We start from the raw sequence: 14,154 nt of genomic DNA on the forward strand, positions 1-14,154 counted from the left end.
TCACACGAAGCTAAACATCCGCGTGGTGCCACGAGTGAGGAGAAATTAGAAAGAGCGGGAATTCCGTTGGAGCCGGCGAGGCTCGCGCGGTGACGTAGATCGACTATGTCCGTCGTCCATATGCGGCTCACCTCCAACATTCCAAGGCCCATCCCGGGCGTATGTACTGCCCTCAAAGCGGATTCACGCAGAATCCGGGCGTCGTTGTAATCCTAGGCCACCGGCGCAGTGTTCCACGAATCAAGGGTTCACGTGATTGCCGACCCATTGTGTTCTTGGCCCGGAGCCCCTAAGAATGGACTATGACGGTCACCCTGAGGTCTCTCGAAACAGCTGTTCCACCCACCATCCTTATCCAAGAACAGGCACGCGATGTCTTTGCCGCCCAACCAGGCCTCACCCGGCTGGGGCAGCGGCTGGTGCGTACCTGCTTCGATTCGGCCGCGATCGACACCCGCCACACGGCCGTCGAGGAGATGAGCTTAGACTTCCGCGGACCCGACCCCCTGTTTTATGACGGCGCATCCGGACTGTTGCTGAACCCCACCACAAAAGTCCGCAACGATCTCTTTGCCACGGCTGCAACTGCCCTGTTCATCGAGTCCGCAAGCAAGGCTGTTGCTGCCTGTCCCGGAGTGGCTGCAGCAGATATCACGCACGTCATCACCGTCTCCTGCACCGGCTTTTTCAACCCGGGCCCCGACTACAAGATTGTCCGAGCCCTAGGGCTGAACCCGTCTGTGCAGCGCTATCATCTGGGTTTTATGGGCTGCTATGCCGCTTTTCCGGCGCTGCGGGCCGCCAAATCATTCTGCGAAGCTGATCCCAACGCTGTGGTGTTGGTGGTGAGCGTGGAACTGTGTTCGCTGCATGTGCGCACCTCCAATAATCCCGACACCATCATGGGATCGTCCCTCTTTGCCGACGGCGCAGCGGCTGCAGTGATTACGGGGCGGGAATTGCCCGCTGGCGGGATGGCCCTTGAATTGGACCACTTTGAAACAGTCCTGACGCCCGTGGGCGAGGACTCGATGGCCTGGAACATTGGCGATCACGGCTTTGAAATGGTGCTGGACAGCTACGTCCCCAAGATCATCGACGAACACATTGTGGGCGCTTTGGAACCACTGCTGGCCTCGGCTCCAGAACTTCAGGGCCTGCCCTACTCCGACATCCGCCACTGGGCCATTCATCCTGGAGGGCGCAGCATTCTGGACAAGGTCCAGAGCAAATTGCAGCTCAGCGACGAACAGCTCATTCCAGCCCGGGAAACGCTACGTAACTTTGGCAACATGAGCAGCGCCACCGTAATGTTTGTGCTCAAACACATACTGGAACAGCCGGCAGAATCCGAGCGTGAGAGCATCTGCTCCATGGCTTTTGGCCCCGGCCTCACCGTGGAAACCGGGCTATTCACCAAGGTGTCCGCTGCAGTGGCCCCCGTGCATGCTGCACCTACCGCGGATCGCGTGCACGCAGTGGAAGTCCATGCCTGAACACCCGCTCCCACCCCGCACCGAGCGGTTCCTGAATGGCCAGATTCACCTGAATGGCCAGGGATTCCTGGCTGTTCGTGATGAGCACGCCATTGAGGAAATGGACAAGGCCGATTGTGATCCAGCAACATTGGACCGCACCTACGCCCAATTTCCGGTGATCAATAGCGTGGTCTCGCGGTGGCACAGCGTGTACAAACAACGTATCCGCCCGCTGCTCTCGTCAACACGCAGCAGCACCCTTTTAGACATTGGCTGCGGCGGAGGCGATATCCCCGCAGCCCTGGCCCGGTGGGCGGCACGCGACCGGCTGCATCTGACGATCACAGCTATCGATCCCGATCCCCGGGCCATCGCCTATGCCCGGACTCACTTCGCAGGGGCTGGAGTGGAGTTTCGACAAACGCACAGCAGCGAGCTGGTCTCGGAGGGCGCTACGTTCGACGTGGTGATTTCCAACCACATGCTGCACCACCTGGCTCCGACGGAATTGAGAGTCCTGCTCACGGATTCGGCGGCTCTGGCTGAGGATTTAGTGGTTCACAGCGACATTGCCCGCAGCCGCCTGGGTTACGCGCTGTTCTCTGTGGCGACGCTTCCGTTGGCCGTGGGATCGTTCATCCGGCGCGACGGGCTGACCTCGATTCGCCGCAGCTATACGCCCACAGAGCTGCGCGCCATTCTGCCCGAGGGGTGGCGCGTTGAGTCCGCACGTCCTTACCGGAATCTGTTGCTCTATACGCCGGGACAGCAGCATGTTTGACGTCATCGTAGTCGGCGCCGGGCCCGTGGGATTGTTCCTCGGCGCGCTCCTGCTCCAAGAGGGTCTCACCGTGCGGATTCTGGAACAGCGCACCGGCCCAAGCACTCATTCACGCGCCATTGGCATCCATCCGCCGGCACTGGCGGCGTTGGATGCGGCGGGCGTAGCGGAGGCCATGATGACCGAGGGCGTGCAGATTGGCCTCGGCATCGCCCGCAGCACCGGGGCCGAAGTGGCCAGACTGTCTTTCGCGAACCTTTCCTCCCGGTATCCCTTCGTGCTGGCGCTCCCCCAAGCCCGCACGGAAGCGCTGCTGGAGGCGCGGGTCCGTGCGCTCGATCCCTCAGCTCTCGTCCGTAGTTTCTGCGTAACAGACATGCACGACGGCGGCACTTTCGTCACGCTCTCCGGCTCGCTTTCCGAGGCGTCAGCTGCCACGCATTTTCAAGCCCGTCTGGTGGTGGGTGCCGACGGTGCACGCTCGGTGGTTCGCAGATTGTTGGGCATCCCTACGAGCGGTCGTGACTATCCAGACACGTATCTGATGGGCGATTTTCCGGACACAGGAACAGACGGTTCGGCCGCCATTCTCTATCTGGAGCCGGCCGGGATCCTCGAGTCATTTCCACTACCCGGCGGGCTGCGCCGGTGGGTGGCACACACTGATTCGCTGCAAGAAGACGCCACCGCAGCTGAGCTAGCCACTATGATCAGCGAACGCAGTGGAGCACGTGTGGATGCTGGCGCTAACAGCATGCTCAGCGCCTTTGGTGTCCGGACCCGGCTGGCCCGGCACATGGTTGCAGGCAGAGTGGCGTTGGTGGGCGATGCCGCGCATGAAATCAGCCCCATTGGCGGGCAAGGCATGAATCTGGGATGGCTCGATGCGCTCGATCTGGCACCCATTGTGGTGGCAGCCCTCCAAGGCAAGCGAACCGGGACACGGCTGGCAGCGTTTGAGCGGAAACGGATGCGCGCCGCCCACACGGCGGCACGCCAAGCGCACCTGAACATGGCGCTGGGACGCAAGGCCCCGGCGTCGTACCTTCAAAAGCGCAACGCAGTGCTGCGCCGAGTAATGGGGCTAGACGCCGTCCAAAACCTTGTGGCCCGCCGCTTCACCATGCACAGCATCCGGTGAATCCTGAACCGATCGAGCCTGAGGCCGGCCGGTGGCCTTGACCACGGCAACCGCCACCGCCGTGGTGACCGGGATGGCCAGGACCAACCCGATGGAGCCGACCAGGATGCGCACAATCTCCTCGGCGAGCTCGGATCCGGTGAGGGCCAGGAGGAGTTGCTGGTCGAAGAGGGACACCATGAGCAGCACCGGGATGGCGCTGCCTGCGTAGGCAAAGGCGATGGTGTAAACCGTGGAGGCGATGTGGTCGCGGCCAATGCGCATGGCCGAGGTGAACAGTTCCCGGGTGCTGGTGTTGGGCGCAAGTTCGTAGAGTTCCCACACTGCTGAGGATTGGGTGATGGTGACGTCGTTGAGCACGCCCAGGCCCGAGATCACCAGGCCGCACAGGATCATGCCGGACAGTGACATCCCCTGGGTCATATTCAAGAGCTGGTAGCCGTACTCGCCCGAGTGGCCCGCCAAGGCTGCGGCATCCACCGCCCACCAGGCGAGTCCTGCCGTGACGCCGAGCCCGAACAAGGTGCCTAGCAGTGCGGTGGAGGTTCGGGCTGAGAAGCCGTGGGCAAAGTACAGCACCCCAAACATGATGGCCGATGAGCCCACTAGCGCCACCAGCATGGGTGGCTGGCCCTGCGCCAACGCCGGCAGAATGAACCAGCCCAGCACTCCGAACGCCCCGGCCAGGCCCACAATGGCCCGGAAACCACGCCAGCGTGCCACGGCCACCACCACGACGGCGTACAGCACGGCTAGCAACCCCATGGGGAAGGTCCGGACAAAGTCCATGAACACATACTGGGGGCCGTTGGCTTCCACGCCAGTGACGGCGGACAGCCCGGAGAGGTTCAAATATCTAATGGTGTCGCCGGTGTGGACGCCACGGGTTTGCACGATGTCAGGGCTGATCAGCACCGGAATTTCTGTTTGCCCCTCCCCCTCAATGAAGGCGACAAAGCAGCTGGTCCCCGGGCTGCCGCCGGTATTGAGGGAGCAGTCTTCCGTGGCCGTGCGCAGCACCTTTCCGGAATCGATGCTTGCCCCAGGCGCGGCGGCATAGGGGTTGCCGCTCTGCGCTGGGGCAGTGCTCGCGCTGGGCCACATGAGCGCCATGGCCACAATGGTCAGCACGGCCAGGGGCACCAGAATCCAGCTCAACAGCACCACCGCCCGGCGCCGCATCGCCTTCCGACGGCGCAACTCCGGCCGGCTCAAAGTCGATTCATCAACGTGCGAATGTGAATGGCCCATGGGCTGCGATCAGTCCTTGTGGTTGTGTTCAGTTGCGGCTCGCCATTTTCCGGCTGGGCCCACAAGCGCGAGGGCCCCGCTGCGAGCTTGCGAGTAGCGGGAGTGCTTGGGGACTATCCGACGCGTCGGCCGCGGGCGGCCTTGGGCGTCTCCTTTACGTCGCCTACAAAAAATGACGGATCCGCCGCCGACCCAGCGGACTCAGCGTTGGTGCGCACCAGCGGTCAGAAAGCGGGACGGGTCGCAAACAGCCAAGGCATCCGGGCCGGCCCCTCGGTAGGAGGGAAGGCTGGGCTCTCGGAGCGGGGATGGATTTTCAAGGTCGCCCAGCGACCGAGGAAATCTTACTGCCCGCGAGAGAGCCCAGCCTTCCCGCTCGCGAGGGGTCCGACCCCGCCGCCGACCAACTGTTACTCCCCGAGGACCAGGGTTTCGGTGCCGCGGACCTTGGCTGCTCCGACGGCGATCATGGGGTTAACCACGGCGCAGAGCGCTTCCATGGAGTCGTCCAGTTCCAGGAGTACCGGGTACTGGTGGGTGATGAGGGCGAGCAGGTCATAGACGGCTTGCACCGCCGCATCGTTCTCCAGTGCGGGTTCTACGCCGAGGAACACCTCTGAGGCACTGGCCGCGACATCTTCCGATGCCTCGATGTGCCCTTGTGAGTAGCTGAGCGCAAAGGCTTGGATCTTGCCCTTTTTGCTCGGCGCAACGTCTCCACCAAAGGCACTGGCGGGCTCGGCCCGCAGCACCAAGGCGCCGTGGGCGCCAGTGAGATCGTCCAGGAACATGCGCTGAACCAGGCCGGGGCTCACCGGACCGGTGGGGTCCCACTGGTTCACGGACTCGTAGTATCGGCCCACAACACCGGTCAGCTCAACAGAACCGGTCGCCAGATCCTGCACGCGTGCAGTGGCTTCCTCCTCGGTGCCCTCACCAAACATAGGAAGCTTCAGCGCGCCGGGACCCACCTCGACAATCCTGTTGCGCTGCAAAACGCTCAGCCCCATGGCCGCGGCGAACTCCGCGCCCGAGGTGCCGGGGGCAGCCTTGGTGCGCAACGCCGTCGTGCTTACCAAACCGGCAGCAAGCGCCCCGTCTGCTTCACGGCGCAACATGGTCAGCAAGGTTGCACCAACGCCTGCGCGCCGGTGGTCCTTGGCGACCTCAACATAAACCCAGAGCCGGGCCGGGTGCAGCTTGGTCGAGTAGATGACGCCGGCCGCAACCGGAATACCCTGATCCTCAGCGACGATGGTGCGACGCCACGGATTAGCGTCAGTTGCCGGGGTCAAAGCGGCGCGAAATTGCCCGGCCGGGGCCGAATCAGCGTCTCCCCAAATCTCCAAGAGAGTCAGATCGTCGCCGTCCTCCCACGGCCGATACGAAAGTTCAGCCACTTTTTAGGCACCCAACAGACGGGCGGCCAGGTACGCCTGAACCTGATCCAACGGCACGCGTTCCTGGCTCATGGTGTCGCGTTCGCGGATAGTCACGGCGTTGTCCTCGAGGGTATCGAAGTCAACCGTGATGCAGAACGGGGTACCGATCTCATCCTGGCGGCGGTAGCGGCGGCCAATGGCACCGGCATCGTCAAAGTCGATGTTCCAGTGCTTGCGCAGCGTGTTGGCGAGCTCCTTGGCCTTCGGGGACAGCTCCTCGTTGCGGCTCAAGGGAAGCACGGCGGCCTTGACGGGGGCCAGGCGCGGATCAAGCTTCAGAACGGTGCGCTTGTCCACACCACCCTTGGCGTTGGGTGCTTCATCTTCCACAAATGCATCCACCAGGAACGCCATCATGGAGCGGGTCAAGCCGAAGGACGGTTCAATCACGTACGGGGTGAAACGCTCGCCCGTGGCCTGGTTGAAGTAGCTCAGATCCGTGCCGGAACCCTTGGTGTGCGAACCGAGGTCATAGTCGGTGCGGTTAGCGACACCCATGAGCTCGCCCCACTTGGAACCCTGGAAGCCAAAGTTGTACTCAAAGTCGATGGTGCCGGCGGAGTAGTGGGCGCGCTCGTCCTCGGGGACGTCAAAGCGGCGCATGTTCTCCGGGTTGATGCCCAGATCGATGAACCAGTCCCAGCACAGTTCAACCCATTCCTTGAACCACTTATCGGCGTCTTCGCCGGGCACAAAGAACTCGATTTCCATCTGCTCGAATTCACGGGTGCGGAAAATGAAGTTTCCGGGTGTGATCTCGTTGCGGAAGGCCTTACCGATCTGGCCAATGCCGAACGGGGGCTTCTTGCGTGAGGTGGTCAGCACGTTGTTGAAGTTCACAAAGATGCCCTGCGCGGTTTCCGGGCGCATGTACGCCATGCCGGATTCGCTGTCCACAGGGCCCAGGAACGTCTTCATCAGGCCGGAGAACAGCTGCGGCTCGGTGAACTGGCCCTTGGTGCCGCAGTCGGGGCAAACGATCTCGCTCATGCCATCTTCGGGCTGGCGCTTCTTCTTCGCCACGAAGGCCTCGACGAGGTGGTCCTGGCGGTGGCGCTTGTGGCACTGAGTGCACTCGACCAGCGGGTCGGTAAACGTTGCGACGTGGCCCGAAGCTTCCCAAACAGCCTTGGGCAAGATGATGGAGGAATCAAGGCCCACCATGTCCTCACGCCCACGGACAAAGGACTGCCACCATTCGCGCTTGATGTTTTCCTTCAGCTCAACGCCGAGGGGGCCGTAGTCCCAGGCGGAGCGTGAACCGCCGTAAATCTCACCGGCCTGAAAAACAAAGCCGCGACGTTTCGCGAGGGATATGACCTGGTCAAGCTTGGACTGAGGCGCCACTGTATTACTCCTATTACTTACGAGGCCGCTGGGTGCGGTCCGTCCCGCGCTCAAGCTTACAGTTCGGCGGCCATTCCGGAGGAATTGTTCCCCGCATGCGCTGAACTGGGGATGAATCCGGCGCCCGGTGCCTCATGCACCAAACTCACGGTCAGTTTGGTGCACAAAACAGGGCGTGTTGTTTTATGCACCAGACTCCATGGCCAGTTCAGCGCATAAGGACTATGTGAAGCACGACGCCGGACCCCAGACGTGCGCCGTTGGCGCACCGCTGCGCTGTTAGCGCGGCAAAACGCAGGTGGGGCTGCCAAATTTCACGGACTGGAGGGGTGCTTGGCCTAGCAGCCCCTGGCTGTCTACGTTAAAGACGGCCACAGTGTTGGAGTTTTGATTGGCAACGTACATCTTGTTATTGGCCACGGCGAAGTGTCGTGGCCACGTCCCACCGCTGGACAGCTGCTGCAGGAACCGTGGTGAAGTGGGTGCCGCATCAGTATTCTCCGGAACATTCAATCCGGTCACGTCCAACACCACCACGGTGTCCGGACCGCGAACTGCAGCATAGAGTTTGCTGCCATCATCGGAGAGCTGAATGTGCGAGGGGAAGAACTGGTCCGCATCCGCTACGGCGTGACTATTTTCCGCCAAGGGGACCTTGAACAGCCAGTGCCAAAAATATTCGCCGTGTGCGTCGCGCACAGTCCGCCTCATGACGTGCAGGTAGCCATCGAGTTCACCTGCCACCAAGAGAAACTCGCCTTTGATGGCAACATGGCGCGGACCCGTCCCCGGCGGCAGCTCTGCTGAGCCCAGGCGAACGTGGGACTCGGCGGAGTATTCATCCACCCTGTCCGAGCCAAGGTCCGCGACCAAAACGGTGCCCCACTCCGTGGCCGTGACCTGATGCGCATGGGATTCGCCTTGGCGATCCGACACGGGACCACTGCCCGGATGTGCCAGAACTATGGGCTGGACGGGCGCCCCGTGCGAACCGGAATTAATGCCCAGACCCACAACATCTTCAGCGGGAAGGACTGCCGCCGTGCCCGATGAGTAGTTGGCAACCCACACCGCACTGTCCACGAGTGCCACATGGCAGCTGTCGGCGCCTCCGCTGGAAACCCTACCCAGGACCTCTAGTGACCATGGGTCCACCGCGACCACGTTGCCGTGTTCCAATTCCTCAACAGCGAACAGAACGGCGCCGCCGTCCGCCATGAACGATGGATTGGATACGGCTGCGCCTTGTGCCAATTGCTCCCCCACGGTGCCATCGGCCAACAACGCGTAGCGCACCATCCCCGGCCCAGCACCATAACCTTCCTGGGTGTAGCCGCTGACAATCAGTTCGGGGGTGGTGGGCATGGCTGGCGCTCCTGGTCGTTGTGTCTTCTCACGCTGGAATTCTGCGTCTACGCTACCGCGCCCACCACCCAAAAGCCGTTGCATGACTGCGCAACACAAGGTACTGTGCATTGCATGGTACTCAATGACACTGTCAGCACCAACCTCCGGAAGGGGTTCTGGAGTACTGCGTCCTCGCCACGATTGGCGATGGAGAAATGTACGGGCTGGACATAGCCAACGGCCTCCAGCGCCGCGGGCTGCTCACCAGCGAGGGCACGTTGTATCCGCTCTTGGCCCGGCTGCGCCGTAACGGACTGGTGAAAACCAGCTGGCGCGAATCCAGCCAGGGCGCCCCGCGCCGCTATTACACCTTGACGGAATCAGGGCAGCAGTCACTGGCCGCTTTTGCCGAAGTCTGGGAAACCTTCAGCGCTTCCGTTACCGACACACTCAACTCAACAACCGGGGGAACACCATGAATCACGACATTGAGGCACCCGAGGTTCGCAATTACCTGGCCACCATCGAGGCCCGGCTGGCACAGCTGCCCTCCGAGCAGTCCGAGGAGATCATGTTCGGCGTTCGCGAGCACATTGCCGAGGCCATCGAGCGGGGCGGCCAGTCCACCGCGGAAATCTTGGCCGGATTGGGCAGCCCCGACGACATCGCCGCCGGGATGGCAGACGCTGGGGCACAAGCCCCCGGCCCAGTGCAGCAACTGCCCTCATACCAATTCCAGCAGTTGCCGCAACCGGCACCGCGCCACCAAGCCTCAACCCTGTGGGTGGTGGCAACCTGCATACTCCTGCCATTCGGTGCCTTCATGGTCGGAGTGGGCTGGCTCTTCGGCGTGGCCGGGCTGTGGATGGGCACCCGCTGGAAAAATTGGGAAAAGATCGTGGGTACCGTGGTTCTGCCAGGCGGGCTGTTCGGGTCCATGTTCCTGCTGTCTACGGGCGTCTGGCAGTCCTCCGGTTCCACCTCCAGCGTCAGCGTCTCGCCGATGGACGGCAGCACCACGCCAATGGACGCCGGCACCAACCCACTGATACCCGCGTTTCCCACCGTCGCTGCCATCATTGTGATCCTGCTGCCAATCGCGGTGGCCGTTTACCTGCTGGTGGTCGGGCTCCGCCGCGGCACCAAGCAAGCGTGAACCGGCAGCGCGCGGCAGCGGGTAAACGAAAACCCATCCATGCGGCACAATTAACTACATGAGTGCACACGAGATCATTGACATCCCCATCCGCGACGACATGATCCGCCTGGGCCAGCTGCTCAAGCTTGCCAGCCTGGTCGAGGACGGTGTCGAGGCAACTGAGCTCATCAAAAACGGCTTGGTCAAGGTCAACGGCGAGATCGATGACCGCCGCGGCCGCCAGCTCCACCCCGGCGACACCGTTACGGTCAACGGCGAATCGGTTCGCATCACCACCGGCGGCTGACGTCCCGGACGGGACCACAGGTTAAACGAACGAACGGCGGGCACCTTGGAGGTGCCCGCCGTCGTACTTTAAGAACTACTTAGCAGCCTGCGCGTTCAGGACCTTGTACTGCAGGAATTCGCCCACGTGCGCGATTTCCTGGGCGTTGATGCCGTGCCAAATGCCTGTGTAGAGGACCTTGGTGAGCTTGGCATGGGCGTGCATCCAGGTATTCGTTGCCTCGACGGCTTCCTGCGGAATGACTGGATCAGCTTGATCGCGCCCCCAGAAAATCTCCGGCTTCACGGCGGCAACGGCGGCATCGTCAAAGTACGGATCACCCTGCGCATCCACCACAAATCCGGACAGCCCCACCACAGCGGCGTAATCGGATGGGCGGTGCCGCAGCAATGACGTGGCCATGCACATGCCTTGAGAGAATCCCAGCAAACTCACCGACGTGTGATTGTCACGGAGCGCATCAATCCAGTGTTCGACGGCGGACGCGGCCTCCGTCACTGCCGTCACCGAGTAACTCAGATCGTTGCTCAACGGGAACCATGAGTAGCCCGGGCCAGCCTGCAGCGGCGCCCGGACTGAAGCGAAAGTGAACTCCGTGGGGAGCTGATCTGCCAAGGAAAACAAGTCTGCCTCATCGGCGCCGTAGCCATGGAAGATGACCAGAAGAGGAGTTCCGGCGCGCTCGCTTTCGGGACGTGACCAAAGGACTGTAGGGGTTGCATTCATGGGCCCATCTTTCCACGGAGCTTGCCCTGTCCAAAAAGCGGAGTAGCGAAGATGCCAAGTTGCCGGGCAGTATGGAGAGGTGAATGATTCAATACTGACCCACCCCTGGACCCGCTATGTCGCCTTGGGCGACTCCTTTACAGAAGGCATCGGTGACCCCGAACCTTCCAGCCCGGGCGGCTACCGCGGGTGGGCCGACAGGGTGGCAGAGGAATTGAGCCACGGCACCGACGAGTTCAAATACGCAAACCTGGCCATCCGCGGCCGTCTGCTGGGTCAGATCCTGTCCGAGCAGCTGGAACCGGCGCTGGCTCTGAAGCCGGACCTGATCAGCATCTCCGCTGGCGGCAATGATTTGATCCGACCAGGCTCTGACCCCGATGCGTTGGCCGAACAGCTTGATGCCGCCGTGGCCAAAATGGCAGCGACTGGAGCGACGATGCTGCTATTCAACGGTCCTGATATCCGGGACACTCCCGTTCTGGGAATAGTGCGTGGAAGGGTTGCCATCTACAACGAGCACCTGCGCACCATCGCCGCTCGGCATGACGCCATTATTGCCGATATGTGGTCCCTGCGGCAGCCCGCCGGTACACAAATGTGGGACGTGGACAGGCTGCATTTCTCACCGCTGGGCCACCACACCATTGCGATGATGGTACTCGATGCCCTGAATGTGAAGCACTCGCTGGTGCCACTGGAGCCCACGCCACTGCCACAGCAAAAGTGGCAGGCGGCACGCGCCGAGGATCTGGTCTGGGCCCGGGAGTTCTTGTTCCCTTGGGTACTGAGGCGCTTGCGGCACCAGTCCTCAGGCGACGGCATCTCTGCGAAACGCCCGACCCCTGGCCCGGTGTTTGGTCCGCCGGTTATCGCCGAGGTGCCCGGAGCTGGCGACTAGGCTCGGTGGCGGGCCGTGTGCTGGACGAGGGGCTTGGCGTTGCCCGATACGGCGTCGTCCACGTTTTCTCCAGCACCTAATGGAGCAGACACCAATGACTGCCCTCGCCGACGGAACAATATCGCGGACACGATCGCGCCTACGGCGAAGAAACCAGCACCCCACCAGTAGGCAACGGAGTAGCTGTGGACGGCAGCTTGGGCCGCAACTTCCGCTGATGGTGGGAGGTGCGCGGCGATGTAGTTGGTGGCCGCGGTGGCGGCGAGCGTGTTTAACAGGGCAGTGCCAATTGAACCACCGACCTGCTGGCTAGTGTTGACCAGGGCGGAGGCGACGCCGGCAAAGCGGCTGTCAATACCGTAGGTGGCCGTCTGGATGGACGCCGGCATGATCGAGCCGATGCCAAAGCCGATAATCATCAGCGGCGGCAGGAGGTCACCAGCGTACGTGCTCCCCAGATCCAATCGCGTCAGGTAAACCATCCCTATAGCTGATAGGACCATGCCGAAAGGGACCAGGACTTTGGGGCCAAACCGCGGGAGCGCAAAGTTAGTGGACAGCTGCGCGGCTAGGATCAGCATACCGATCATAGGCAAGAAGCCAATGCCTGTCTGAATCGGTGAATAGCGGAGCGAGGTCTGCACGTAATACGTCACGAACAAGAAAATGCCGAACATGCCAGCCCCAGCAATCAGCACCGAGATGTAGGCGGCTCCACGGTTCCTATTCAACGGAATATGCAAGGGCAGGATCGGATGGCTTGCGCGTTGCTGCCACAGTACGAAAACGACCATCAGCACGGCCGCCCCAGCAAGCATTCCCCACGTCAGCGGCGAACCCCAGCCGTCAGTTTCGGCGTTGGAGAACCCGTAGACCAAAGCGAACAGGGCTCCTGAAATCAAGATGGTACCTGGGATATCCAATTTCGGACGGGGTCCTGTGACAACGGAATGGCTGACGAAGATCAGTGCCCCAACCACGGCAACGACGGCGATAAAGACGTTGACATACAGGTTCCAGCGCCAATTAAAGTTTTCGGTCAAGAAGCCCCCTAGAAGGAGTCCGACGGCGCCGCCAGCACCGGCGATCGCGCCAAATACACCGAAGGCACGGGCACGCTCCTTCGGCACTGTGAACGTGGTGGTCAGCACAGCCAAGGCTGTCGGGGCCAGCAAGGCCCCGAAAGCGCCCTGAATGGCGCGGGCCAAGACGAGCATGCCGAAACTGCCTGCGGCGCCACCGAACGCGGATGCCCCGGCGAAACCAATCAGGCCGATAATGAATGTTCGTTTCCTGCCCAACAGGTCTGAGAGCCGCCCACCCAGCAACAGCAGGCTACCGAAAGCCAAGGAGTAGGCGGTGATAATCCACTGGCGTTGCCCGTCGGTAAATCCAAGATCCTGCTGGGCCGAGGGAAGAGCGATGTTGACCACTGTCGAATCCAATACGACCATTAGTTGCGCTAGGGCCACCGTGGTCAGCGTCCACCAGCGCCGTGAGGACACCTCTGGGGCGCTATTTATATCCGTCATCGGAACTGGGGTCTGGGACATAAGCGCCACTATAGGCGGTACCCGTTAGTTTCGGATATACCCAGTCTTGGAATCACCCATGAATAATCGTTGCACTGGAATAGATACCCAAGGACCCGCAGTGTTGCGCCGAAAATTGCCTTCTCGGCCGCGCCTGTTGTGGTGCGAATGTTTCACCAAACGCGGCGTCAAGGACAGCGAACGCACTGACAAAACGACTAGGATGGGAGGAGAGTCGCCTATTTTGGCGCTCACCCTAGAAGAGGTGTGTTGTGCCGGTCATCATCGAGTCGCTGGCGGTAGGCAGCCTCGCCGCGTCTTCTTCCTCATCATTTAGTACCCCTCCCTATTTTGTGCTGATCATCATTGGCGTGGTGCTGCTGAGCTCCTTGATCAAGGCGGCCTCTCGCAAAAAGCGCGAACAGCGCGCCAATCCGTACACGGCCACGAAACCGTCTGGCCGGAACGGGGTGGCCCACCAGCCAACGAACGCACCATACGTGGGCACCTTGCTCAACGGTGTTCCGTTGAACAACTACGACACCTCCCACGGCCACCAGACCACCGGATTCGCTAACGAACGCATGCGGGCTGAGGCCGAGCTCAAGCGTAAACTCGATGAGTTGGATACCGCTCGCCGCAACGGCCAAGTGACTGCTGAGCAGTACGCCGTCCACCGAGAAACGATCTTTAAGAACTTCTAGCTTCAATAACCGCTTAAATATTTGTTGGTCCCACCGCCGGGTGGGACCAACAAATATTT

General features: G+C 61.6%; 14 protein-coding genes. 8 read left to right on the plus strand and 6 right to left on the minus strand.

The window, feature by feature from the left end; translation table 11 throughout:
- Window positions 1-302: 302 nt before the first annotated feature.
- Genes AS189_RS15535 through AS189_RS15545 form a run of 3 tightly spaced genes read left to right on the plus strand, consistent with a single transcriptional unit; the run spans window position 303 to window position 3,400 of the window.
- Window positions 303-1,496 (plus strand): type III polyketide synthase, encoded by a 1,194-nt coding sequence (locus AS189_RS15535; RefSeq protein ID WP_062290853.1) that lies wholly within the window; start codon window positions 303-305, stop codon window positions 1,494-1,496.
- Window positions 1,489-2,259 (plus strand): class I SAM-dependent methyltransferase, encoded by a 771-nt coding sequence (locus AS189_RS15540; protein WP_129587300.1) that lies wholly within the window; start codon window positions 1,489-1,491, stop codon window positions 2,257-2,259. The genes AS189_RS15535 and AS189_RS15540 overlap by 8 nt, the downstream gene beginning before the upstream one ends.
- Window positions 2,252-3,400: an FAD-dependent oxidoreductase gene (locus AS189_RS15545; protein WP_062290856.1), complete on the plus strand. Its 1,149-nt coding sequence runs from the start codon at window positions 2,252-2,254 to the stop codon at window positions 3,398-3,400. The genes AS189_RS15540 and AS189_RS15545 overlap by 8 nt, the downstream gene beginning before the upstream one ends.
- On the opposite strand, the gene AS189_RS15550 is transcribed toward AS189_RS15545, so the two are convergent.
- The 4 genes from AS189_RS15550 to AS189_RS15565 form a co-directional block, all read right to left on the minus strand.
- A complete protein-coding gene (locus AS189_RS15550) occupies window positions 3,344-4,651 on the minus strand; it encodes a YibE/F family protein (RefSeq protein ID WP_082634353.1) in 1,308 nt (435 codons plus the stop codon). The genes AS189_RS15545 and AS189_RS15550 overlap by 57 nt on opposite strands.
- Window positions 4,652-5,061: 410 nt before the next feature.
- Window positions 5,062-6,051: a GNAT family N-acetyltransferase gene (locus AS189_RS15555; protein ID WP_062290865.1), complete on the minus strand. Its 990-nt coding sequence runs from the start codon at window positions 6,049-6,051 to the stop codon at window positions 5,062-5,064.
- Window positions 6,052-6,054: 3 nt separating this feature from the next.
- The gene (locus AS189_RS15560; protein ID WP_062290867.1) at window positions 6,055-7,440 is read right to left on the minus strand and encodes a glycine--tRNA ligase; all 1,386 of its coding nucleotides are present in this window, start codon (window positions 7,438-7,440) and stop codon (window positions 6,055-6,057) included.
- Window positions 7,441-7,719: 279 nt separating this feature from the next.
- The gene (locus tag AS189_RS15565; RefSeq protein WP_062290870.1) at window positions 7,720-8,805 is read right to left on the minus strand and encodes a lactonase family protein; all 1,086 of its coding nucleotides are present in this window, start codon (window positions 8,803-8,805) and stop codon (window positions 7,720-7,722) included.
- A gap of 197 nt (window positions 8,806-9,002) precedes the next feature.
- Here AS189_RS15565 and AS189_RS15570 point away from each other — a divergent pair, with 197 nt between their 5' ends.
- From AS189_RS15570 to AS189_RS15580, 3 genes are read left to right on the plus strand one after another with little or no spacing between them, the layout of a single operon-like run.
- The gene (locus tag AS189_RS15570; protein WP_082634355.1) at window positions 9,003-9,266 is read left to right on the plus strand and encodes a PadR family transcriptional regulator; all 264 of its coding nucleotides are present in this window, start codon (window positions 9,003-9,005) and stop codon (window positions 9,264-9,266) included.
- Window positions 9,263-9,943: an HAAS signaling domain-containing protein gene (locus AS189_RS15575; RefSeq protein WP_062290876.1), complete on the plus strand. Its 681-nt coding sequence runs from the start codon at window positions 9,263-9,265 to the stop codon at window positions 9,941-9,943. The genes AS189_RS15570 and AS189_RS15575 overlap by 4 nt, the downstream gene beginning before the upstream one ends.
- A gap of 58 nt (window positions 9,944-10,001) precedes the next feature.
- Window positions 10,002-10,232 (plus strand): RNA-binding S4 domain-containing protein, encoded by a 231-nt coding sequence (locus tag AS189_RS15580; protein ID WP_062290881.1) that lies wholly within the window; start codon window positions 10,002-10,004, stop codon window positions 10,230-10,232.
- Window positions 10,233-10,307: 75 nt separating this feature from the next.
- Here the strand turns inward: AS189_RS15580 and AS189_RS15585 are convergent, their stop codons facing one another.
- Entirely contained in the window at window positions 10,308-10,958 is a 651-nt protein-coding gene (locus AS189_RS15585) for an alpha/beta hydrolase (RefSeq protein ID WP_062290885.1), read from the minus strand.
- Between the two features lie 79 nt (window positions 10,959-11,037).
- On the opposite strand from AS189_RS15585, the gene AS189_RS15590 reads away from it, so the two are divergent.
- Entirely contained in the window at window positions 11,038-11,859 is an 822-nt protein-coding gene (locus AS189_RS15590; RefSeq protein WP_062290888.1) for an SGNH/GDSL hydrolase family protein, read from the plus strand.
- On the opposite strand, the gene AS189_RS15595 is transcribed toward AS189_RS15590, so the two are convergent.
- Entirely contained in the window at window positions 11,856-13,412 is a 1,557-nt protein-coding gene (locus tag AS189_RS15595) for an MFS transporter (protein ID WP_062290892.1), read from the minus strand. The genes AS189_RS15590 and AS189_RS15595 overlap by 4 nt on opposite strands.
- A gap of 251 nt (window positions 13,413-13,663) precedes the next feature.
- On the opposite strand from AS189_RS15595, the gene AS189_RS15600 reads away from it, so the two are divergent.
- A complete protein-coding gene (locus tag AS189_RS15600) occupies window positions 13,664-14,095 on the plus strand; it encodes a hypothetical protein (protein ID WP_062290894.1) in 432 nt (143 codons plus the stop codon).
- The last annotated feature ends 59 nt before the right edge of the window (window positions 14,096-14,154 follow it).

Origin of the sequence: Arthrobacter alpinus, from assembly GCF_001445575.1 — a bacterium.
GTDB lineage: Bacteria > Actinomycetota > Actinomycetes > Actinomycetales > Micrococcaceae > Specibacter > Specibacter alpinus_C.